We start from the raw sequence: 22,245 nt of genomic DNA on the forward strand, positions 1-22,245 counted from the left end.
CTGAAAGCATCTAAGCGGGAAACTCGCCTTGAGATGAGATATCCCTGGGAACTTGATTCCCCTGAAGGGTCGTTCGAGACCAGGACGTTGATAGGCTGGGTGTGGAAGCGCAGTAATGCGTTAAGCTAACCAGTACTAATTGCCCGTGAGGCTTGATCCTATAACCAGTACGTTTTAAGACTGCGTGCAATACCGCAGCCAACGTGTGCAGGTTATGCAGCATCGGTCGTGTGCCGATACACTCGCACCCCAGATTGAACTTCTTCCCAGATTCGTGACGCCGCACCGCTGCACCGCGCGCGCCACACCCCTCTTTGCCTGATGACCATAGCGAGTCGGTCCCACCCCTTCCCATCCCGAACAGGACCGTGAAACGACTCCACGCCAATGATAGTGCGGGTTCCCGTGTGAAAGTAGGTAATCGTCAGGCTCCCTAAGCCGTACCAAACGCCCCGCCCCTTAAAAGGCGGGGCGTTTGCGTTTGCGCGCGTCGTTTGCGAGCAGATTCGGACAATGGGGCAGATCCCGGCCGGTGTAGGTCGCCATCGTGGTCATCGGAAATACCATCATGATGTCGGCAACATGCATGCCCCTGGCGTCGATAAGAGAGTAGATTGGAAAGATCTGTGAACATACGCATCGATCAGGCCGCACGCGCAGCCTCGCATCGAAACCGACAATCGGTTAGCCAAGCGCAGCGCTCGAACGAGAGATCGCGCCATGTTGCACAATTTCCTTTCGAACAATCGCGAAGATCTGATTCGCCGGTGCCGGGTGAAGGTAGCCTCGCGGCCTGCTCGCGACGCTTCCGACGCGCAGTTGCAAAACGGCATTCCGCTTTTTATTGAACAGTTGATCCAGACGCTGAAGATCGAGCAAACCGCCGATCCCATGGACAGCCGACAGGTTTCCGGGCCGGTCAGCGGCGCGGCGGCACTGTCCGCGATCGGCATTTCGGCCGCGCAACATGGCAAGCAGCTTCTGGAGCTGGGATTTACCGTCGACCAGGTCGTTCACGACTACGGGGATTTGTGCCAGTCGATCACGGATTTGGCCGTGGAGCGCGATGCGCCGTTCGAAATGGACGAATTCCGCACGCTCAACCGCTGCCTGGACAACGCCATCGCCGATGCGGTCACGGAATTCAGCTACCAGCGAGACGCTGCATCCACCGCCCAGCATGAGCGCGCCATCAACGAGCGGCTTGGGTTCTTCTCGCATGAGTTACGCAACTTCCTGCAATCCGCGACCCTGGCTTTCTCCGCTCTGAAGTTGGGCAATTTGACGTTGTCCGGGGCAACGGGTGCGGTCCTGGGGCGCAGCCTCGCCAGGCTGGGTCTTCTCGTCGACCAGACCCTCGCGGAAGTCCGCTCGGACGAAGGCCAGGCGAACGCGCGTCAGACATTCTCGCTTGCCGACTTCATCGGTGAGGTGAAGGAAAACGCCGGTCTCGCCTCGCGGGTCCGAGGCTGCGCTCTGGCCGTATCGGACGTCGATGCGGAACTTGCGGTGGCCGCCAACCGTGACCTCCTGTTCGCGGCGCTGGTCAACCTGCTGCAGAACGCTTTCAAGTTCACCGAGAACCACACGCAGGTCCGCCTGGATGCCTACGCGTCGGGTGATCACATTCTGATCGACGTAAAGGACCATTGCGGGGGGCTGCCGGCGGGCATGGCCGAGACCCTGTTCAAGCCCTTTCACCAACATGGCGCGAATCGCACGGGACTCGGGTTGGGGTTGTCGATCGCACAGCGCAGCGTGGAAGCCAGCGGCGGCGATCTGACGGTGCGTGACCTTCCCGGGGTGGGTTGCGTGTTCACCATCAGCCTGCCGCGCTATGCGGTACGCGACAATGGTCCGCATTGAGACGATTCATTCCGGATCCCGCGCATGTGTTCGAGCGGGCCGGGAGTCGACCAGTGCGCGGAGCGCAGCGCCGAGGCGCACGCCATCGCCGGTCTACGTCGACGGTGTGGCAAGGCGGCCGCTGCCCGCATCGAAGTCGATCGTATTGGCGATCCTGATCGCCGTGCCCATGGCGACATGATGTACGCTCAAACCCCTGCCATCCGGCAAGCGACGAATCGTGACGGCGCTGGCCGTGGTCATCGCGCTTTTATTTGCCTGGCCCGCGGGCACGCGCATCGCGTCGGGTGCCGGGCCGAAGGCGACAACCGGCCAGCGGGCTTCCACCGACAACGTCACCATGCTGGCGTCGTGCGTCATCTTGAACCGGGTTTGGGGTTCCCTGCCGGCAAGCTGCACGAAGCCTTCGCCGGTACCGATCAGCGGCGGCCCGGTTTGCGGCGTGGCAAATCGCGCAAGCACGGCGGCGGCCATCGCGGAATGCGTGCCTGGGACGTCGAGATAGCGGGTGGCTTCCTGCATGATGCCTTCGTCGCGTCCGCAGGTATTGTAGAGCTGTGTCAGAAGTGCACTGCTATCGGCCGATAAAGTGTCGGTCCTGAAGCCGAGCATGCCCCAGCCGGTGTTCATGGCGGCCATGCCGCCGTTCCACGCCGCATCGGCATAGCCATATTCGCTGGCCGGTAACGACAGATCCAGCGCGTTGTGCTGCATGGCGAAAGCGCTGCCGACCTGGTAATTGCCCAGGAAAGTGGTGTCGCCAGGCAATTGCGCCAATCCGTCTTCGATCGCGCGATTCAGTGCGACGTCATTTGCCAACCAGCGATGACTGTTGGCCTCGATTTGGGTGAGCTGCCCCGTCAGCATCTTGACGACGGCGATGTCGCTGCGCTCGCCGAGCGGGGCGATCTGTTGCGGACTCAGCGTGTCCAGCAGTCGTTGGGTTTCATCGAAACGTTGCGGTGTTTCCTGCGCGATCTCGCGCAAACCGAGCCTGACCTGTGCCGCCGCCATCGCCATCGCCGCCGTCGTGGACGCGTCGGCGCGTTCGGGACGCGTCGTGCCCGATGCCGGATCGTCCGCGGCGCGTGCGACGACCAGTTGCGTAAGGTAGGCATCCGCAATCTGCCGGTCCTGGACATCCACGGGAAAGGACACGCTGGCGGATGACGCCGCGACGCCCGCGCGCGCGGCATGCGCGTTTGCCGCATAGGCCTCGTCCAGCATCCGGGGCTGGAGGCCTATTCCTGTCTTGGTCTGGATGGTGTGGAGCAGCGTGGGCACCGCTTCCTTGACCATATGCGCGGTATCGTTGACCGTCGCGCGCGCCTGGTCGATGCCCGCAGCGACGGTTCCGGCAAGCGCTTGCGTCGCTTGCCAGCCAGCGCTGGCCAGTTGCACGGCCGCGAACGACTTCGGTACATAGTCCTGCAAGCGCGCCAGCATGGCGTCACGGCTGCCACCCGTGACGCCGATGTGTGCAAGGTCCGCAAGGAGACGATACTCCGGGGACGCCTCCTGATTCATGCCCGGTTTTTTGATCACGGCAGGGTCGAGCACGCCCTTTATCTGCCGGATCAGAAAGCCTTTGCCGAAGGTGGTGCCCAATGCCTGCTTCAGACGGGTTTTTATGGGTGCCCAACCATGTCGTGCAACCATCGTGGCGAGGATTTTCTCACCGGCATGCGCGCCGAGATAGCTGTCCGCCAATTTGGTACTGATTGCCGCCGCTGCGTCTCCCAGGACATGCGCCAACGCGTGTTTGACACCGGACGGGGCTTCCCCGTGTGCATCCACCCCGAGTGCCCCGTCCATGCCGATGCGAATCAGCTCGGTGATGGCCTGGTGCATTTCTTCCTGGTTGCCCTTGATCAATGCCGTCGTCAGCAACGGCACCAGCGCCGCGCTGCGCTCGCCCAGACTCTTTGCGGCGATCGGCACGTCCTGCAGCAGGTCGAGGGCGGTATGCCATACCCGCTGTGCGATCACTTCCCGATTGACGCGGGATTTCGTGACCTTGTCGAGCAGGCGATTCAGTTTGCCGGATCCATTCAGCGCGTTGAGCGCGAGGCCATCGGAGATCAGATCGACCTTGGCGCCGAAGGTGAGAGCACGCATTGTGTTCGGGGCTCGATGGAATATGCGTGGGCCACAGGCGTTGTTGCGTACCTGTGGGGCGGCACGGACTCAGGCATCAGTAACCGGCGTGCCCGGCTGGTTCTCGTCATATCGGGAAGCCAGTCCGACGGGCCCGTCAGCCGGAGAACCCTACCGGGCACCTCCGCGGCGAACCCGATGAAACCCCATGTCCACGTGAAAATGCGTGCGGTCGGCGTGCCCGTGCCTGCGGCAGCCGTGCTACGCGGCCGGCGTCTGCACCACCACGCCGAACCACCCCATGCCCCGATACGTCTCGTAACCCGGCGTGGCCGCATAGGACACCACGCTGCTGTCCGGTAGCACGTGGGCTCCGCCGATCCGGACGAGAGGGGGCGAGCAGGCGGTGAGCGCGGGCCGAGACGGGAGATGTGGCCTGTGGTGCGCATGCACCGTATTGCCAGGCGCGTTACACTTTGTGCACTGTTTTCGTTATCGGGCCTGCCGCCGTCAGGCGTGCCACGCTGTCTGCCGCCGTGCCGGGGAAGGGCCCCTTCACCAGGATTCCCCATGCAAAAAGGTATCGCACTCATCGCCGGCGTCACCGGCATCTCCGGTCACAATCTCGCGAACGTGCTGGTCGCCAGCGGCTGGACCGTATATGGTCTGGCGCGCCAGCCGGTTGCGCAGGAAGGCGTGATTCCGGTGGCCGGCGATCTGCTCGATGCGGCATCGATGCAAAAGGCGCTGCACGGGCTGCCGATCACGCACGTGTTCTTCTGCACCTGGACGCGCCGCGCGACCGAGAAGGAAAACGTCGAAGCGAATGGCGCGATGATGCGCAATCTGTGCGATGCACTCACCGATGCGCCATTGCAGCACGTCGCGCTGGTGACGGGCACCAAACACTATCTCGGCTCGTTCGAGAACTACGGCAGCGGCAGGGCCGAAACGCCGTTTCGCGAGAGCGAACCGCGGCAGCCGGGCGAGAATTTCTACTACACGCTCGAAGACATTCTGTTCGCGGCCGCCCGGCAGCACGATTTCACATGGAGCGTGCACCGCTCGCATACGATGATCGGCAAGGCGAAGGGAACCAACGCGATGAACATGGGCGTGACGCTGGCCGTCTACGCCTCGATCTGCAAGGCGACCGGGCAGCCCTTCGTGTTCCCGGGTTCGCGCACGCAATGGGATGCGCTGACGGACCTGACCGATGCCGGTCTGCTGGGGCGTCAACTCGAATGGGCGGCGCTGTCGCCGGCGGCACGCAACGAGGCGTTCAATACCGTCAATGGCGACGTGTTTCGGTGGCGCTGGATGTGGGGCGAGATCGCCGCGTTCTTCGATCTGGAACCGGCGCCTCACCCCGGCACGCCGATGCCGCTCGAGGCACGCCTCAAGGACGTGGCACCGGCGCAGTGGCGGGAGATCGCCGCGGACCACGGCCTGGTGGAAGCCGATGTCGACAAGCTCGCGTCGTGGTGGCACACCGATGCCGATCTCGGTCGCGAGATCGAATGCGTCAACGACATGACGAAAAGCCGCGAACGCGGCTTCCTCGGGTTTCATGACAGCCGCGCGTCGTTTCTCGAGTTGTTCACCCGGCTGCGGGCGGAACGGCTGATTCCGTAACGCGTACGCGTTGCAGCGTGGCCGTCGCTCACCGCGGGCGAGGGCTCAGGCGGATGCCTGAATCTTCATGACCGCCTGTACCGGTTCCCGCTGCCAGAAGGTCGCGAACCACCCGGCGAGTTGCGTGCGGCCATCGCGCCAGCCGAGATCCGCGTAACGGAAATCGAGATAGGAAAGCGCGCAGGCCAGAGCGATCGTGCCGATATCGGCGCGCTCGTCATAGCCCGCTGCCTCGGTTTCGAGCAGGTCGAGCGTGCGGGTTATCTTTGCCATCTGTCCGGTGCGCCACTCGTCCCAGCGATACATCTCGGGGCGGACCATCGATTCGTAGCGTACCAGCAGCGCCGCGTCGAGAATGCCATCGCCAAGCGCCTGGTCGCGCAGCGCACGCCAGCGCGCCGGGCCGTTTTCCGGGAAGATCGCCTGGCCGGTCTGCAGCGAGGCCAGATATTCGCAGATCACGGGGGAGTCGAACAACACGGTGCCGTCGTCGAGGACCAATGCCGGCACCTTGGCGAGCGGATTCACCGCTGCCAGCGCGGTGTCCAGCTGTACCGGACTTGCCGCGCAGGGGAGCCGTTCGATGCGCGGCAGCAGGCCAAGCTCCTGGGCGACGATCATGACCTTGCGCACGTAGGGGGACGTCGCGGAATACATCAGTTGCATGGCACCTATTCCTTAAAAACTTGCATGGGGGACTTTCATGAGGATAGCGTTCGAAGATCCGACGCAGGCGGACGTGCTGACATTGCTGCGGCACGGCGAGGAGGAGTCCGCCAGACTCTATCCGGCGGAGAGCAATCATCACGTCAGCGCGGCGGACCTGCAGTCGCCCGATGTCCTGTTCCAGGTCGCGCGAGATCCGCAAGGGACCGCGCTGGCGACGGGCGCGGTGGTGATTCGGGGCGACTGGGCGGAGCTCAAGCGCATGTGGGTCGAGCCTCCCGCTCGCTGCCGGGGCGTTTCCCGCGCGATGCTGACGTCGCTGATGACGGCGGCGCGCGCGCGGGGCGTGCGCTGGCTGCGGCTGGAAACAGGGGTGGACAGCCATGCGGCGCTGACCCTGTACGCCAGGGCCGGCTTCACCGTCCGCGCGCCGTTCGCCGACTATCTTCCGGACCCGCTGAGCGTGTTCATGGAGCGCGACCTCTCGGCTTGAACGCATCCGTCCATTCCGGGCCGGGAGCGCGCATTCCTACACGGGCAGTTTTTCCTGCGACCGCGGCTCGTGCATCGGGCAGCCGCTGTGCTGGGCGCGGAAGCCCGAGGACATTTCGTAGGCCGGCTTGCGCGAACGCATCACGCCGCCCAACGGGCGATGCGCGGCCAGGCCATGCCACGGGCTGAACGCCAGGCCGTCGTCGACGGCGACCGCGCGCGCCTTGGTCCATGCCGGCTGCGCCGTCACCCTGACGCGTGCCACGGTGACATACGGGCTCTCGTCTTCCGGCCATTTCTTGGACGCGTCCTCGATCGGCATTTTCTCGCTGTCGGTGGCAAGCTGGATGCGGATGTCCCATTCGCCGCCGTGGGTGGCGAAGTAGGCGTTCGTCGCTTCGCGCAGGCCGTCCGGCTTGTCGTCGAGATCCACCGGCGCGTCGGTCAGCGCGGTCAGCGACGGCGACACCGGCACGACGCTCAACTTCGCGTAGTAGGGACCGTACAGGAAGGGCACGACCGTGTTGTACGTTTCGCCCAGCAGGTTCGTCAGCGGATGGCCGCCCAGGCTCTTGATCTTGCCGCTCTCGCCGCCCAATGCCTCGATGACCGATTCCGTACCGCGCAGGACGGCCGACAGCGCCTTCTTCATGCCGGGCATCTTGTCGGTGGTCTTGGCCAGCAGCTTGAGGTTCGCCAGAAAGGCTTTCGGCGTCGGCGCGGTGAACGCTACCGCGTTCTGCATCACGAAATCCTGCGTGACCTGATCCTCGGCGCCCGGCAGGCGCGCGCCTTCCACGCCGATGATCTTCAGCGCGAGGCCGCGCGGCGTGGAAACCTTGTCGTCGAGGATGTCGCCCGGGTTCGTCGAGAAGCGCATGACGACCGGCAATACGCCCGGCTTCGCGAACGCGCCTTGCGCCAGTTCCGGCGGCAGGTCCGCGAGGATCTCGATCTCGCCCTCGATCAACGCATGGCTCTTGGCATGCACGCTGCGGATCGCATGTCCGGAATCCTCGTAGGTCTTTTCTATAATCGAATGCATCGTTTCCACCAGCTCGCGGGTGGTCTCGGCTTCGTCGTCGGGGATCTGCTCGAACGCGGGATCAAAGGGCAAAGGCCGGATGGATAGCGTAGAAGACATGGAAACTCCAGGGGTAAGGTTCTCGCGGCGGATTTTCAAGGATATTTTTTGCGATTTCCGGCAAGGGGCGAGCCGGGAAATCGTTGCGCCCGGCCGTTTTTCCGTCGCGAGAAAAAGGGGATCGATGCAGGCGCCTTTCAGGATGGATTTCAAGCAATTTCCACACCATGCCGCTCTGATTTTTCGGATCGTTTGCGATGCCGTGTCGGGCGGCTCGTGCCGTTCGTCAGGCCGAAACGATTCGGTGCCGTGCGGCCTGGATCGTGGTGGCGCAGGCGCTGTGCGAGGGCGCGCCGCGCCTGACCGCGGATCCGAAACTTTGGCCCTGCCAGCCCACGTTGGTCATTCCCGCGTGACCTGCCTGCCTCCCGCCCGGTGCCCTCACTGCGTTTTCGGATCGAGCGCGTCGCGCAGCCCGTCGCCGAACAGATTGAAGCCGAGCACCGCGGCGAAGATCGCGCAGCCGGGCGCGACCGACATCCACGGCGCCTGATCCATGAAATTCTTCGCGGAATTGAGCATCGAACCCCACGACGGCGCGGGCGGCAATTGGCCGAGACCGAGGAAGGAGAGGCTGGATTCCGCGATGATCGCCATCGCGATCGTCAGACTGGCCTGCACGATGACCGGCGGCAGCGCATTGGGCAGCACGTAGCGCCAGAGGATCGCGCCATCGGTCAGGCCGATCGCGCGCGCGCTTTCGATATAGTCCTCGGACTTGATCGCGATCGCCTGCGCGCGCGTGATGCGCACGAACAGCGGCATCGCGGACAGGCCGATCGCAATCATCGCGTTCGTCAGGCTCGGGCCCAGAAAGGAGGCCAGCGCGATCGCCAGGATCAGGAACGGCACCGCCAGCATCGCGTCGGTACAGCGGCTGATCACGCCGTCGATCAGGCGGCCGTGATACCCGGCGAGCAGGCCCAGCGGCACGCCGGCGAGCATCGCGATGGCGACCGAGATCAGCCCGGCCATCAGCGACGCGCGCGCGCCGAAGAGCAGCCGGGACAGGATGTCGCGTCCCAGTTCATCGGTACCCAGCCAGTGCAGCGCCGATGGTGCCTGCCGCACCGTCATGAAGCTCGACTTCAGCGGATCCAGCGGGGCCAGCCACGGCGCGAAGACCGCCATGAGCACGAACAGCGCGATGATGACCGCGCCTGCCACACCGGCGCGGTTCGCCAGGAATTTGTGCCATGCGCGGCGGCCTCGTGCGGCGGCAATGGGCGTGGACGACATCAGCGGGCTCGCAGGCGGGGGTTGAGCGCCACCTGCAGCACATCGGCGAGCAGGTTGACCAGGATGAAGGCGCAGGCGGTGCACAGTACGACGCCCTGCACCACCGCGTAGTCGCGGCTGAAGACGGCGTCGACGACCAGCTTGCCGAAACCGGGAATCGTGAAGATCTGTTCGGTCAGCACCGCGCCGCCCAGCAACTCGCCGAACAGCAGCGCCAGCAGCGTGATCACCGGCCCCAGCGCATTGCGAAAGCCATGGTGGACGACCACGCGCGGGCCGAGCAGGCCCTTGGCGCGCGCGGTGCGGATATAGTCCTGGCGCAGCACGCCGAGCATCGCCGAGCGCGTGTGCCGCATCAGTTGCGCGCCCAGCGTCGTGCCGAGCACCAGCGAGGGCATCAGCATCGTTTTCAGGCTGAGCCAGAAATCCTCCGCCGGGGAGACATAGCCCGACGCAGGCAGCAGATGCCAGCGTACCGAAACCAGCAGGATCATCAGGATGCCCAGCCAGAAATGCGGCACCGACATGCCGGACAGGGCGAACAGATTCGCGCCATGGTCGAGCGACGTGCCTTTTTTGGCGGCGGCCAGGATACCTGCCGGAATGCCGATCAGCATCGCCAGCAGAAGCGCCATCGCGGCAAGTTGCAGCGTCACCGGCAGCTTCTGCGCGATCAGCGTGCGCACCGGCACGCTGGTGCGCAGGGATTCGCCCAGGTCGCCGTGCAGCACCCCGTTCATCCACAGCACGTACTGTTCGGGGACCGGATCGTCGAGGTGGTATTTGTCGCGCAACTGCGCGATCACGGCAGGGTCCTGGTCGTCTCCCGCGAGCAGGCTCGCCGGGTCGCCCGGCAGCATCTTCTGCAGCCCGAACACCAGCATCGATACCAGCAGCAGCGTGGGTATGGCGACCAGGAAACGGCTGGCGATGACCTTCAGCATAACGGGGGTCCCGGTCCTATTTGAGGCTGACGTCGCGCAGACGGATCAAACCGTCGGGAAACGGCGCGAAGCCGTGAACCTTGCGCGACAGCACGAAGGGGTACTGCTGATAGAAGAGATAGATGACCGGTTCGACGTTCTTCGCCATGGCTTCCTGCGCTTTGTCGTAGGTCGCCTTGCGCGCGGCCGGGTCGCTCTTCTGACGCGCGTCGCGCAGCATCGCGTCCACTTCCTTGTCGCAGTATTGGCCGTAGTTCAGCGGGCCGCCGCAGGCCGCCATGTTCAGCAGATTGCCGTCCGGGTCGGAACGCCCCGACCAGGCGAGCAGCATGACGTCGAAGCGTCCCGCCTTGCCTTCGGCCAGCAGCGTGGGGTTGTCGACCGGGCGCAGCTTGATGTCGATGTTCGCCTCGGCGGCCATCGCCTGGATCATTTCGCCGATCTGGCCCGAACTGGTGTCGTTGCCGATCAGCATGTCGAGGCCGACGCGCTCGTGCCCGGCGGCCTTGAGCAGGGCCTTGGCTTTTTCGGGATCGCGCTTCGGCGTCACGATCGACCTGTCGTGATAGGGGCTGCTGGACGGGACGCCCTGGTTGGCCGGCGGATAGGTACCGGCCCCGGCCACCTGGTTCAGGACGTCGCGGTCGATCGACAAGGCCAGCGCCTGACGTACCCGCACGTCTTTGAGCGGCCCGTTGGCGCGCGCGCCATTGCCGACGTTGAGCGTCAGCCCGCGATACCCCAGCCCACTCGCCACCACCAGCTGCAATGCCGGATCCTTGCGTACCGAAGCGACGTCGTTCGGCGAGAGCCGTTCGATCATGTCGAGATTGTTCGAGCGCAGGTTCGCAAGCCGCACGGTGCTGTCCGGGATCGGCGTGAAAACCAGCTTCTGCAACGGGTAATGCGCGCTGTCCCAATAACCGGCGAATTTCGACAGGACGATGCGATCGTTCTGCACGCGCTCGACGAACTGGTAGGGGCCGGCGCAGACCGGATGCCGCGCGACGCCGCCGGTGTCGGCGAGGGTCTTCGGCGCGAGCATCATGCCGGCGCGGTCGGTCAGTGTCGCGAGCAGCGCGGCATCGGGATTTTTCAGGATGAAGGCGACGGTCAGCGGATCGATGACGTCCACGCGCTGCACCGACGCGAGTTCGCTCTTGCGGCTGCTCTCGGGCAGCGTCATCGCGCGCTCGATGTTCGCCTTGACCGCGGCGGCGTCGAAGGGCTCGCCGTCCTGGAATTTGACGCCGGGGCGCAGCTTGAACGTCAGCGTCTTGCCGTCGGCGCTGGTGGCCCACGACAGCGCGAGCTTCGGGGTGATCTTCAGGTCGGCGGAGATATCGACCAGCGAATCGCACAGCGAGGCGAACACCAGCCGCGACACGTAGGTGTTGGCGCGATGCGGATCGAGCGAATCGACCTCCTCCAGCATGCCGACACGCAGCGATTGGCCGAAGGCGGTGCCGCTGCCCGCGCACAGCAGCGCCGCGCTCAGCACGGCGGCCGTGAAGGGGCGACGAGCGCTCGCCGCACGCTGCATGGGGAATCCGGACGGGGTCTTGCGCATGGCAACTCCTGGAGCAAAGCCGAAAGACGAAAAAGGCGCGCGGCAAAGCGGGGCGCGGAGAAGTGGGGCACAGGAAAGCGGAGCACGGACACAGGCCGCGCCAAACAGGAAGGCGACCCTTGAACGCCGCTGGCGGCCGTCGCGCGCATCACGCATCCGTGGCGCTCCCCTGACGGGCGCGAAAGAGCGCCAACCGCGCATTGAGCCGCGCGTTGTCGGCAGTGGCGGCCGGCGCGCTACCGCCCGCGTTCTGAATCTCCATCCAGAAGTGACAGGCCACCTGACGCCCGCCCGGCAGCGTCTGGCGCAGCGGCATTTCGGTCGCGCACATCGGGCGGGCATGCGGACAGCGCGGGTGAAAGTGGCATCCGGAGGGCGGGGACGTGGGGTCGGGCAAGTCGCCCAGCGGCAGCGCCCGGGCATGGCGCAGATGCGGCGTGCTGGCCGGAATCGCCTTCAGCAGGGCCTGCGTGTACGGGTGCAGCGGCATGTCGTACAACGCCTCCACCGGCGCGAGTTCGACGATCTGCCCGAGATACATGACGGCGACCCGGTCGCTCATGTGACGGATCACCGCGAGATCGTGCGCGATGATGACCAGCGTCAGGCCGAGGCGCTGTTTCAGCGTTTCGAGCAGATTGATCACCTGCGCCTGCACCGAGACGTCCAGCGCCGAGACCGGCTCGTCGCCGATAACCAGCCGCGGTTCGCCCGCCAGCGCGCGGGCGATGCCGATGCGCTGGCGCTGGCCGCCGGAGAATTCGTGGGGATAGCGGTTCGCGTGCGCGGCCTGCAGGCCGACGGTTTCCAGCAGTTCCGCGACTTTCGCCGCGGCGCTGCGCTTGCTGGCGAGCCGGTGCAGCAGCATCGGCTCGGCGAGCAGGCGTCCGACGCGCATGCTGGGGTTCAGCGACGAGAACGGGTCCTGGAAGATCAGCTGCATCTCGCGGCGCAGCGCGCGCAGTGGTTCGTCGCGCAGATGCGTGATGTCGCGGCCGCGATACAGCACGCGGCCTTCGCTCGATTCGATCAGGCGCAGCAGCAGACGGCCCAGCGTGGATTTGCCGCAGCCGGACTCGCCGACGATGGCGAAGGTCTCGCCGGCCTGCACGGCGAGCGAGACGCCATTGACCGCATGGACCCGCGCCGTCGGCGCTGCCAGCAGCCGCCGTTCGCCGCCGAAGTGCTTGCTCAGCTCGCGCGCTTCGAGAATCGGCGCGGTCCGCTCGGGGGCGTCCGGGTCGAGCATTTCCAGAGGGTCGCGCATCATGCGGCGGCGTGCGCGAGCTGTTCGATCGGCGCCCGCCAGCAGGCGGCGTCGTGGCCGAGGCCGAACGCGCGGCGCGGCGGAATCTCCACGATGCAGCGCGCATCGGCGAATGGGCAGCGCGGCGCGAAGCGACAGCCGCGCGGCATCTGCTCGGGGGCGGGCACGGCGCCGCGGATGCTCGCCAATGGCCCCCGACGTTTGCCCAGCGACGGAATCGCGCCCATCAGGCCGATCGTGTAGGGATGCTGCGGATCGTCGAAGAGCGTCGCGACCGGGCCGGATTCGACGATATGTCCGGCATACATCACGGCGACGTGGTCGGCCACTTCCGCCACCACGCCGAGGTCGTGCGTGATGAGGATCATCGCGGTGCCGGTGTCGCGCTGGATGTCGCGGATCAGCCCGAGCACCTGGGCCTGGATGGTCACGTCGAGCGCCGTCGTCGGCTCGTCGGCGATCAACAGTTCCGGCGCGTTGGCCAGCGCCATTGCGATCATCACGCGCTGACGCATGCCGCCCGACAACTGATGCGGATAGGCGTCGAGCCGCGTGTCGGCCGCCGGGATGCCGACGCGCCGCAGCATCGTCAATGCCTCGCCGCGCGCGTCGCGCCGGCTTATGCGCTGACCTGCGCGGCGGTGCCGCCACACGCACTCCGCGATCTGCGCCCCCACCGTATAGGCCGGATTGAGCGAGGTCATCGGTTCCTGGAAGATCATCGCCAGGCGATTGCCGCGCAGGTCGGCGAGTTCGCGCTGGCGGAGGGCGAAGAGATCGACGCCGTCGAACATCGCCCGACCGCCGGTGATGCGCGCCGCGGGCCGCGGCAGCAGCCCCATGAGCGCCAGCGATGTGACGCTTTTGCCGCAACCCGATTCGCCGACGATGCAGAGCGTCTCGCCGCGCCGTACCGAAAACGAGACATCGTCGACCAGCGCGGGGCCGACATCGGACTTCGAGAAACGTAGCGAGAACCCGCTGACTTGCAGGACTGGGGCGGAAGCGGGCATCGGGATCCAGGGTGAGCGGCCGGGGTGGAGGACGTGGCGCGAATCTGCGTACTGGCGACGAGCGCGACACCCATTTTTTCAGTGCAAGGCACATGCCAGGCAAAGCGTGCCGCGGGCAGGGTCGCGCGCACTTTTTCGGTGCCTGGTTGGCACGGGCGAGTCAGGTCTGCCCTCGAATGGGGTGCGCCGCCGTCGAGGATGGGGCGTGGGCGGCGCGGCGGCGGTCGTGATGGCACGCCGACGTGCCCCCACGGGCGTGCCTGTACCGGCCGTGCCGTTACTGGCCGATGCCGCTCAGGCCGATCAGGCTGCCGGCGGCCAGCAGCCACAGGGGGTGCAGGCGCGTGCGGCTCGCGCAGAGCGCGCAGGCGGCGGTGATCAGCCAGGGCATCCATGTATGGTCCGACGCCTCGGCGATCAGCAGCGCGCTGGCGGCCACCAGCCCGGCGGTGACCGGCAGCAGACCGCGCTGCGTGAGACCGCGCCATGGATGGTCCTTCGCACGGTCCCAGGCATGCAGCGCCACGATCGTCACCACCGAGGACGGCCCGAACTTCGCGACCGAGGTGACCAGCAGGCCGGCGAGGCCGGCCACGTGCCAGCCGATCAGCGTGACGATCATCATGTTCGGCCCGGGCGCCGCCTGGGCGAGCGCGAACAGCGCGCTGAATTCCCGGGCGGTCATCCAGTGGTGCACTTCCACGACCTGGCGCTGCATTTCCGGCAGCACCGTATTGCCGCCGCCAAAGGCGAGCAGCGACAATTGCGAAAAGATGAGCGCGAGTGCGCGCAGGGTGTCCATCATCGGGCGGACCTCCATGCGAGGAACATGCTGATCGGCGTGAGCACGAGCATCGTCGGCAGCAGCGGCCAGCGCAGCAGTGCGATCGCGACGAAGCCGAGCAGGACGATGGCGATGGCGGCGGGCTTTCTGCGCAGCGGCAGCACGATCTTGATGGCCATGGCGACCAGCAGGCCCGCGGCGGCGGCGGCCAGCCCGGTGAACAGGTGCCGCACGTAAGGGTTGTCCTGCGTGCGCTCGTAGAAGACGCCGAGCAGCACGACGATCAGCGAGGGGCAGGCGATCAGCCCGAGCAGGGCCGCCAGCGCGCCGCCGATGCCGCGAAAACGCATGCCCAGCGCGACCGACAGATTGATGATGTTGCCGCCCGGGAGAAACTGGCACAGGCCGAGCAGTTCGACGAATTCGTCCGGGGTCAGCCAGCGCCGTTCCTCGACCAGGACGCGCCGCGCATGCGGCAGCGCGCCGCCGAAGGAGATCAGGCCGAGCATCAGGAAGCCGGTGAACAGCTGCATGCGCGTGGGCGGCGGCGCGAGTTGTGACGACGTTCCTGGGGATTGCGGCGACGCGTGATCTTTCATGTTGCTGCCCGGCGGCATGATCAGGCGCATAGCGTACCGCTTTCCGGCGCGCGAGCAAAAAGGTTTGTGGCGGAAAGTGTCGCTGCGATTGCGACGCCCGCGACGCCCGCGGGCGCCCGGCGCGCGTCCCGCTTGCGCCGCGGGCGGCTAGCCGGCGTCGTGCGTGATCTGCGCGAGCGCCTGGCGGATCGCGTCCGCATCGCCGGGCCTGACCAGACGCGCGACCTCCTGGCCGTCGCGCAGGAAAACGAGCGTCGGCCAGAGTTTCACGCGGTAGGCACGGCCCAGCGGCCGGCCCGGGCCATCCTCCACCTTCAGGTGACGCAGGCCGTCGTACGGTGCCAGCGCGGCGGCGAGCGGCGTTTGGGCCGCGCGACAGTGGCCGCACCATGCCGTGCCGAATTCGAGCAGGGTCGGCCCGGGAAGGGCCAGCACGTCGGCGGGCGCCAGTGCGCCGGTAAGGTAGTCCTGGGTCGTCGTCATGGATGAGGTCTCCTTTGCAGCGCGCTCCTGCACACACGTTCAAAGCCAGTATCACACAAGGCGGTGGCGACCTGTGCCGTGCGCGGCGCCGCGCACGGCACCGCGTCCGGAAGCTGCGTTTAGAAGTCGGTCGTCACGGAGAGCCAGGCGGTGCGCGGCGACGCCTGCGTGAGGTAGCCGCCCAGCGCCGAGGACCAGTACGCGCGATTCGCGACGTTGGTGACCATCAGACGGAAAACGGTATCGTGCTTGTAGACCTGCATCTTGTAGCGCGCGCCTACGTCGAAACGCGTCCACGCGGCAACGGGCAGCGTGTTCGCCTCGTCCAGGTACTGCTTGCCGGTGTAGATCGCGCGTGCCGTGAGCGTGACGCCCGTGAGTTGCGGAATGTCGTATTCGACGCCGACATTGGCCGTCCAGGCGGGCACGCCGATCGGCCGGTTGCCGTCGGTCGTGCCGCCGCTGGTGTCGAGCAGCTTCGCATCGATGTAGGACACGCCACCCAGCAAGCGCACCCCTTTCAATGGTTCGCCATAACCCGACAGCTCCACGCCGCGGTGGCGCTGTATGCCGTCCGTGGCGTATTCCAGCGTCTGACTGTTGGTATAGGCGACCGGCTGCTTGATCTGATAGACGGCCAGCGCGGCGCCGTAGTGCGTGGCGTCGTACTTCACCCCGGCCTCGTACTGCTTCGCGCGGTACGGCGCGAGGATCGCCCCCGCGTTGGCCGCCGTGCTCGGCGCAGTGCCACCCTCGGTGAGACTTTCGGCGCGATTCGCGTACACCGACAGATTCTAGACGGCACCGAAGATCGGCGTGGTGGCCGATTCGTTGTAGGCCGAGTCCTGCTCGCCCGTACCATACGCATAGCCATTGGCGACGATGCTCTGATGGCGCATGCCGGCGGTGAGGAGGAGGCGGTCCTGGAAGAAGCCGAACGTGTCCGCGACCGACACGCTGCGCAGGAGCGTGCGTGCGGTCGTGCCCGGCGAGGCGAAATTCCCCGCACTGTAAGCGTCGCCCGGACGTGCCACTTGCGTCGTATTGTAGAGACTGGTCGCGTAAGTGGCACTGCCATCGTACGCCGCGTCGGTGACGATCCGGTTGACGAGCACGCCGACATTGACGGCGTTGCTGACCGGTCCCGTCATGAACTTGCCGCGCACGCCGACTTCGGCCGACGCGGCGTCTTCCTTGAGCGGCACGCCGAAACGGTAGCCCGTCGTGGCGCCATCCGTGCCGTAGGTGAGCGCTCCCGTATCGCTGTGTTCGTCGGTATGGCGCAGGCCGCCCGTCGCGTACACGGTCCAGTTCGGCGTCAGATCGTACTCCGCGCGCAACATGCCGACGGTGTCCTGGAGGTCGTAGTACGTCCAGGTCTGCGCGTAATTGGTGGTCGCCGACGGCACCGAGGGCACGCTGTCGCCGGTGACGTACACCACCGGCCGGCCGTCGGAGACGTGTTGTTTCTGGTAGATGAAATCGCCGCTCACGCGCCATTGGCTGCCGCGATAGTCCAGCGCGACCGAGGTCTGCTCGGTGCGGCGGTGTTCGCCGTCGACGCTCGTTTCCCCGCTTTCCACCGTCTGGTTCACGCGAATGCCGAACTGATCGTTGTCGCCGAAGCGGCGGCCGATGTCGATATGCGTGCCAAGCTGACCGGACGCGCTGCCTTCGACGGTGACGCGTGTCAGCGGCGTGTCGTCCGCGCGTTTCGTTTCCAGATTGATGTTGCCGCCGATGCCCGAACCGCCGGGCGCCGCGCCATTGACGAAGGTGTTCGCCCCCTTGAAGATGTCCACGCGCTCCAGCGTCTCGGTGGCGACCAGCTGTCGCGGCGTGATGCCGTACAGGCCGTTCAGCGAGATGTCGTCGCTGTACACCTCGAAACCCCGAATGATGTAGTTTTCGGCGAATGTGCCATACCCATAGGCGCTACGCACCGCGGGGTCGTTCGCCACCACGTCGGCCACCGTATGGGCCTGCTGATCCGCGATGGTTTGTGCGGTGTAGCTGGTCACCGAAAACGGTACGTCGATCAGTTTTTGCTGGCCCAGCACGCCGATCTGCGCGCCGCTGGCGACCTGTCCACCGGGCAGCGCGGGAGCCGGGTCGCCGGGCAGCACGTCCCGGTTCGCCTTCACGCTGACGCCGGGCAACCTCCCGTCCTGGCTGATCGCCGCACTCGCCGTGGCCGGCGTATCCTCGGCATAGGCATTCGATGCAAGGCTGGCGAGCGGCAGGGCGGCAAGCGGGAGGGCAAAAAGCGGCAGGCCCTGTGCCACTGCGCTGGCGATTTTTGACAGGCGTCGCTGGGGCGCGCGCAGGTGACGAAGGCGGTTCGTGGATGGCATGGATGGCGTAGGTCGGGAGCAAGAATCGATCGCGCCAGCGACGGACCGGGGGCACTGCCCTCGGATAGCAAGGCATTCCCCCGAAAGCCCGGCTGGCCAAATGTTTCAGGATGAAATCATATCGGTAAATGAGAATTAATTGCGTTATTCGGAAAAATTATCAAAAACGCGACACGTTCGTGCGCTGGCGCACAGAAGCCACTTTTTCGCGTGTGGGAATCGATGCGTCGGCCAGTGATCGGATAGACGGACGAGCGAGGTCCGATGCGCCGATGGAATGCGGGACCGGTGCCATGCGCATGGCGATGGGTGGCGGGACTTTGCGAAAAGCGAAGGGGAGGGGCGCTACGTGCAGGGCGACGGAAGGGAAAGGGCGAAAAAAACCGGATTGGCGGTACTCCCGTAGGCAGTAATGAAGGCGGCTGCGCCGTCGCGACGCCTTGCCGACAAGTCTCACCCTGCCCGGGATGCCCCGGCCTGCTGCCTGCCGGAGCGAAACCTGCCTACCACCAGTACGGATGCGGCGGCCCGTAATAAACGGGCGGGGGCGGTGCATAGTAGACCGGGGCCGGCGCGACATACGCGGGCGCCTGCTGCTGGATGGTGTTGCCCTTCGATGCCATGCACTGCGCGTAGGCCGCGTCGTACTGCGCCTGCAGGCCAGCCGACGAGTTCTGCGCGCCGCCGGCACCGGCCGCGCCGCCGAGCAGCAGCCCGGCACCCGCGCCGATCGCGGCGCCGGCGCCAGGGTTGCCGCCTGCCGCGCCGAGCAGGGCCCCTGCCGCCGCGCCACCCAGCGTGCCCACCGCCGCGCTCGATATGCCGTTGTTGGTGGCGGCCTGCGAGGCGCCCGAGGTGTTGATGCTGTTGTACGCGTAATTCCGGCAGCTGTAGTCGCTTTGCTGGAAGGTGCTCAGCGACTCGCCCCGGTTGGGCAATGCGACGACGCTTGGGCCGGTGGGCGGTGCGACGGCGCAGCCTGCCAGGCTCGCGAGCACGGCCGCGGCCAACATGCCGGAAGCGAGGCCCCTGACGGAAAACGCGTGCTTCAAATGAAGATTCATGACATTGGGTCCCGTGACGGTTCGGACAGCGTTAATGGAAATATAAGGATGCGGACCGGCGCCTGCATTACGGCTTGTTTACACATCGTTACCAACGCACGTAAACACCCCGGCACCGCTCCCGCGGGCGTCATCATCGTGTCATCGCGCGACGGCAGACTGCGCTGGTTCTCTTCTTTCTCGACTTGGAGAATCCATCATGCACCAAAAAGCCATTCTGCCGGCCTTCCGGACCGTGTTCGCCATCACCGCCGCGTCGTTGAACCTGCGCGCCACGCCAGGGCAGCAGGGGGGAGCCGGGCGGCGTTCCCACGCCGCCGCGCCGGCTTGTCAAATTCGCCTCCCTGCTCTAAAGTGAATCGCGCAACGGGGCCGCAGCGCCCTTTCCAGACACTCGGTACGGAAACGCGGCGCGCCGTACGCGGTTTACCAGCCGGGCGTGTCGGTCTGCACGACTGTCCGCCACACGGGTTCCCTGACGGACACGCATGAATACATCATTGCATTCCCTTTCCGCGGTTGCCGCGCGGCGTCTGATCGTCAGCAAGCAGATTTCGCCGGTGGCGTTGCTCGACGACTGCATCGCGCAGATCGAAGCGATCAATCCGGCGGTCAACGCGATCGCGGCGACGGATTTCGTGCGCGCGCGGGCGAGCGCCCGGATCGCGGAACAGGCGGTGATGCGTGGCGACACGCTCGGCCTGCTGCACGGGCTGCCGCTGGGCGTCAAGGATCTGGAAGCCACCGAAGGCCTGTTGACCACGTATGGTTCGCCGCTGTTTCGCGCGAACGTGCCGGCCGCCGACAACGTGCTGGTGGCGCGCCTGCGCGCCGCGGGCGCGATCGTCACCGCGAAGACCAATGTCCCGGAAATGGGCTCGGGCGCGAACACGCGCAATGTCGTCTGGGGCGCGACCGGCAATCCCTTCGACCCGATGCGCAACGCCGGCGGGTCGTCGGGCGGTTCGGCGGCGGCGCTCGCGACCGACATGCTGCCCTTGTGCACCGGCTCGGACACGGGCGGCTCGCTGCGCATTCCCGCCGCGTTGTGCGGCGTGGTCGGGTTCCGTCCCTCTCCCGGGCTGGTGCCCAGCGAGCGCAGGCCGCTGGGCTGGACGCCGATCTCGGTCGTCGGGCCGATGGGTCGCGATGTCGCCGACACGCGCCTGCAGTTCGCCGCCAGCGTCGGTCTGGATCGCGGCGATCCGCTCGGGCAGCGCGTCGATCCCGCGGCCTTTCTGCTTGCCGGCGAAATCGACCTGAGCCGCCTGCGCATCGGGTTCACCGAGGATTTCGGCGTCTGTGACGTGGACGACGCGTTGCGCGCCACGTTCCGCGAGAAAATCGCCGCCCTCTCGCGTGTCGTCCAGGTCTGCGAGCCGACGGGGTTCGAGATGGGGGAGGTGGACCGCTGCTTCGACGTGATCCGGGCGCAGAACTTCGTCGCCGGTTTCCATGAAGCCTACCAGCGCGATCCGAATTCGCTGGGGCCGAACACCCGGGCCAATTATGAGATGGGGCAGGCGATGACGCTCGCGGACGCGGTCTGGGCGCATGCCGAGCAGACGCGCCTGTTCCGGCTGTTCCAGCAGCAGTTCGACGAATACGATCTGATCATTTCGCCCTGTTCGCCGATCTCGCCGTTTCCCTGGCAGACCCCGTACCTCAACGAAATCAACGGCCGCCCGCTCGCGAACTATTATCGCTGGCTGAGTCTGACCTACATTGTGACGTTGATGACGAACCCGGCGCTGTCGCTGCCTTGCGGACGGGACCACGCAGGCATGCCGTTCGGATTGCAGATGGTCGGCCCGTTTCGCGGCGATGCGCGCCTGCTCGACATCGCGCAGGCATTCGAGACGGCTTTTCGCGACGATCCGCTGCTCGGACGGCCGCGCCCCGACCTGACGAAGCTGGCGCTGCCGGTGCCCGAGCTGCGCGCGATCGTCACCGATCCGCCGTTGCGGCAGTCGGCGTTCGGCGCTGCCGGCGGCGATGCGGGAACGGTTCGCCTCCCGGTCTGATACGGTCACGGCGACGTATCGCGGTACGGCCGGCGTATCACGCGCGCCAGTCCGCCCCGTCAAGCAGCGCCGGCACCAGGGGGCGCGCCAGACGGGTACGCCACCATTTCAGCGCCTCGCCGGGCTGCGCCGGTTTCCACGCCAGCCAGAAGGTTTCGCCCACGCGCTGCTCCTCGGTCGGCCGTTCCACGAGCGTGCCGCGCCGCAGTTCCGCCTCGACGCATGCGCGGGGCAGAAAGCCGTGGCCCAGGCCCGCCAGCTGGCAGACGATCTTCGCCGCCACCGACGGCACCGTGATGCGTTTCTGCCCGGACATCAGGCCCGCGGTGCGGGTCAGCGACGCGCGCGCGCTGTCGGCGACGACCACTGCGGTGTGGTCGAGCAGATCGTCGCGCGTCAGCGGCCGCGGCAGGCGCGCCAGCGGATGCGCGGGCGCCACGCAGAACACGAATTCCAGCGTACCGACCGGAATCGCCGTGTAGCCCCCGCCGGCGGGGCCGTCGCCGGTCGCGATCGCGATATCGGCACGCCCCTCGCGCAATGCTTCCCATGCACCCGACATGACCTCCGCGCTGATGCGCAGGCGCGTGCCGCAATTCAGCGCCTCGAAATCGCGGATATCGTCGACCAATCCGCTGAGCGGGATCAGCGAGTCGTGCACCAGCCGCAGCTCCGCTTCGAAGCCGGTGGCGACCTGGCGCATCCGCGACTCGAGATCCGTTGCCGCGCGCACCAGCCAGCGGCCCTCGCGCAGCATCTCCGCGCCTGCCGCGGTCAGCGTGACGCGGGGTCCGCGCCGCTCGAACAGCGCGATGCCGAGTTGTTCCTCGAGCTTGCCCACCGCGTACGAAATCGTCGACGGCACGCGGTGCAATTGCTCGGCGGCCGCCGCGAACGAACCATGCCGATCGATCGCATCGACCATCTCGATGGCGTCGAGCGAGAGTCGCAGCGGGGGTTTTTGAGAGGCGGCGGCGGGCGACATGCGGTTTCCATGATCGATA

The 22,245-nt window shown here is 66.3% G+C and carries 19 protein-coding genes, 2 rRNA genes and 1 pseudogene; 7 read left to right on the forward strand and 15 right to left on the reverse strand.

Annotation, left to right across the window (positions count from 1 at the left end):
• The 3 genes from OVY01_RS16065 to OVY01_RS16075 all read left to right on the forward strand — a co-directional run.
• Window positions 1-160, forward strand: a 23S ribosomal RNA gene (locus tag OVY01_RS16065); the annotation flags it as partial.
• Window positions 161-317: 157 nt separating this feature from the next.
• A 5S ribosomal RNA gene (gene rrf / locus OVY01_RS16070) occupies window positions 318-430 on the forward strand.
• Between the two features lie 290 nt (window positions 431-720).
• Window positions 721-1,866: a sensor histidine kinase gene (locus tag OVY01_RS16075; RefSeq protein WP_267848587.1), complete on the forward strand. Its 1,146-nt coding sequence runs from the start codon at window positions 721-723 to the stop codon at window positions 1,864-1,866.
• A gap of 93 nt (window positions 1,867-1,959) precedes the next feature.
• On the opposite strand, the gene OVY01_RS16080 is transcribed toward OVY01_RS16075, so the two are convergent.
• Window positions 1,960-3,984: a hypothetical protein gene (locus OVY01_RS16080; protein ID WP_267848588.1), complete on the reverse strand. Its 2,025-nt coding sequence runs from the start codon at window positions 3,982-3,984 to the stop codon at window positions 1,960-1,962.
• A gap of 549 nt (window positions 3,985-4,533) precedes the next feature.
• Between OVY01_RS16080 and OVY01_RS16085 the strand changes: the two genes are divergently transcribed.
• Entirely contained in the window at window positions 4,534-5,598 is a 1,065-nt protein-coding gene (locus tag OVY01_RS16085; protein ID WP_267848589.1) for an SDR family oxidoreductase, read from the forward strand.
• 45 nt (window positions 5,599-5,643) lie between these two features.
• On the opposite strand, the gene OVY01_RS16090 is transcribed toward OVY01_RS16085, so the two are convergent.
• Window positions 5,644-6,264, reverse strand: coding sequence for a glutathione S-transferase N-terminal domain-containing protein (locus OVY01_RS16090; RefSeq protein WP_267848590.1), 621 nt, complete (start codon window positions 6,262-6,264; stop codon window positions 5,644-5,646).
• A gap of 37 nt (window positions 6,265-6,301) precedes the next feature.
• On the opposite strand from OVY01_RS16090, the gene OVY01_RS16095 reads away from it, so the two are divergent.
• Window positions 6,302-6,757 carry a GNAT family N-acetyltransferase gene (locus OVY01_RS16095; protein WP_267848591.1) on the forward strand — a complete coding sequence of 152 codons (456 nt, stop codon included), beginning with the start codon at window positions 6,302-6,304 and terminating at the stop codon, window positions 6,755-6,757.
• Window positions 6,758-6,793: 36 nt separating this feature from the next.
• On the opposite strand, the gene OVY01_RS16100 is transcribed toward OVY01_RS16095, so the two are convergent.
• The 12 genes and pseudogenes from OVY01_RS16100 to OVY01_RS16160 all read right to left on the reverse strand — a co-directional run bounded on the left by OVY01_RS16100 (window position 6,794) and on the right by OVY01_RS16160 (window position 19,217).
• Window positions 6,794-7,900, reverse strand: coding sequence for a catalase family protein (locus tag OVY01_RS16100; protein ID WP_267848592.1), 1,107 nt, complete (start codon window positions 7,898-7,900; stop codon window positions 6,794-6,796).
• Window positions 7,863-8,069: a hypothetical protein gene (locus OVY01_RS16105; protein WP_267848593.1), complete on the reverse strand. Its 207-nt coding sequence runs from the start codon at window positions 8,067-8,069 to the stop codon at window positions 7,863-7,865. The genes OVY01_RS16100 and OVY01_RS16105 overlap by 38 nt, the downstream gene beginning before the upstream one ends.
• Before the next feature lie 212 nt (window positions 8,070-8,281).
• The gene (locus tag OVY01_RS16110) at window positions 8,282-9,139 is read right to left on the reverse strand and encodes an ABC transporter permease (protein WP_267848594.1); all 858 of its coding nucleotides are present in this window, start codon (window positions 9,137-9,139) and stop codon (window positions 8,282-8,284) included.
• Window positions 9,139-10,083, reverse strand: a complete 945-nt coding sequence (locus tag OVY01_RS16115) for an ABC transporter permease (protein ID WP_267848595.1) — start codon at window positions 10,081-10,083, stop codon at window positions 9,139-9,141. Before OVY01_RS16115 ends, OVY01_RS16110 begins: the two co-directional genes overlap by 1 nt.
• A 16-nt stretch (window positions 10,084-10,099) precedes the next feature.
• A complete protein-coding gene (locus OVY01_RS16120) occupies window positions 10,100-11,626 on the reverse strand; it encodes an ABC transporter substrate-binding protein (RefSeq protein ID WP_267848863.1) in 1,527 nt (508 codons plus the stop codon).
• Between the two features lie 175 nt (window positions 11,627-11,801).
• Entirely contained in the window at window positions 11,802-12,920 is a 1,119-nt protein-coding gene (locus OVY01_RS16125; RefSeq protein WP_267848596.1) for an ABC transporter ATP-binding protein, read from the reverse strand.
• Complete coding sequence (locus tag OVY01_RS16130) at window positions 12,920-13,933, reverse strand: ABC transporter ATP-binding protein (protein ID WP_267848597.1); 1,014 nt, start codon at window positions 13,931-13,933, stop codon at window positions 12,920-12,922. The genes OVY01_RS16125 and OVY01_RS16130 overlap by 1 nt, the downstream gene beginning before the upstream one ends.
• A 277-nt stretch (window positions 13,934-14,210) precedes the next feature.
• Window positions 14,211-14,738: a chromate transporter gene (locus OVY01_RS16135; protein ID WP_267848598.1), complete on the reverse strand. Its 528-nt coding sequence runs from the start codon at window positions 14,736-14,738 to the stop codon at window positions 14,211-14,213.
• Window positions 14,735-15,316, reverse strand: a complete 582-nt coding sequence (locus tag OVY01_RS16140; RefSeq protein WP_432422265.1) for a chromate transporter — start codon at window positions 15,314-15,316, stop codon at window positions 14,735-14,737. The genes OVY01_RS16135 and OVY01_RS16140 overlap by 4 nt, the downstream gene beginning before the upstream one ends.
• A gap of 147 nt (window positions 15,317-15,463) precedes the next feature.
• Complete coding sequence (locus OVY01_RS16145; protein WP_267848599.1) at window positions 15,464-15,799, reverse strand: thioredoxin family protein; 336 nt, start codon at window positions 15,797-15,799, stop codon at window positions 15,464-15,466.
• A gap of 119 nt (window positions 15,800-15,918) precedes the next feature.
• Window positions 15,919-18,153: pseudogene (locus OVY01_RS16155) on the reverse strand (TonB-dependent receptor).
• A gap of 503 nt (window positions 18,154-18,656) precedes the next feature.
• On the reverse strand, window positions 18,657-19,217 hold the full coding sequence (locus OVY01_RS16160) for a glycine zipper family protein (RefSeq protein ID WP_432422266.1): 561 nt from the start codon (window positions 19,215-19,217) through the stop codon (window positions 18,657-18,659).
• 199 nt (window positions 19,218-19,416) lie between these two features.
• On the opposite strand from OVY01_RS16160, the gene OVY01_RS16165 reads away from it, so the two are divergent.
• Window positions 19,417-19,575, forward strand: coding sequence for a hypothetical protein (locus OVY01_RS16165; protein ID WP_267848602.1), 159 nt, complete (start codon window positions 19,417-19,419; stop codon window positions 19,573-19,575).
• A 130-nt stretch (window positions 19,576-19,705) separates the two neighbouring features.
• Complete coding sequence (locus OVY01_RS16170; RefSeq protein ID WP_267848603.1) at window positions 19,706-21,241, forward strand: amidase; 1,536 nt, start codon at window positions 19,706-19,708, stop codon at window positions 21,239-21,241.
• Window positions 21,242-21,278: 37 nt separating this feature from the next.
• On the opposite strand, the gene OVY01_RS16175 is transcribed toward OVY01_RS16170, so the two are convergent.
• Window positions 21,279-22,226, reverse strand: coding sequence for a LysR family transcriptional regulator (locus OVY01_RS16175; RefSeq protein WP_267848604.1), 948 nt, complete (start codon window positions 22,224-22,226; stop codon window positions 21,279-21,281).
• Window positions 22,227-22,245: the final 19 nt, after the last annotated feature.

Source organism: Robbsia betulipollinis (assembly GCF_026624755.1).
Taxonomy (GTDB): Bacteria; Pseudomonadota; Gammaproteobacteria; order Burkholderiales; family Burkholderiaceae; genus Robbsia; species Robbsia betulipollinis.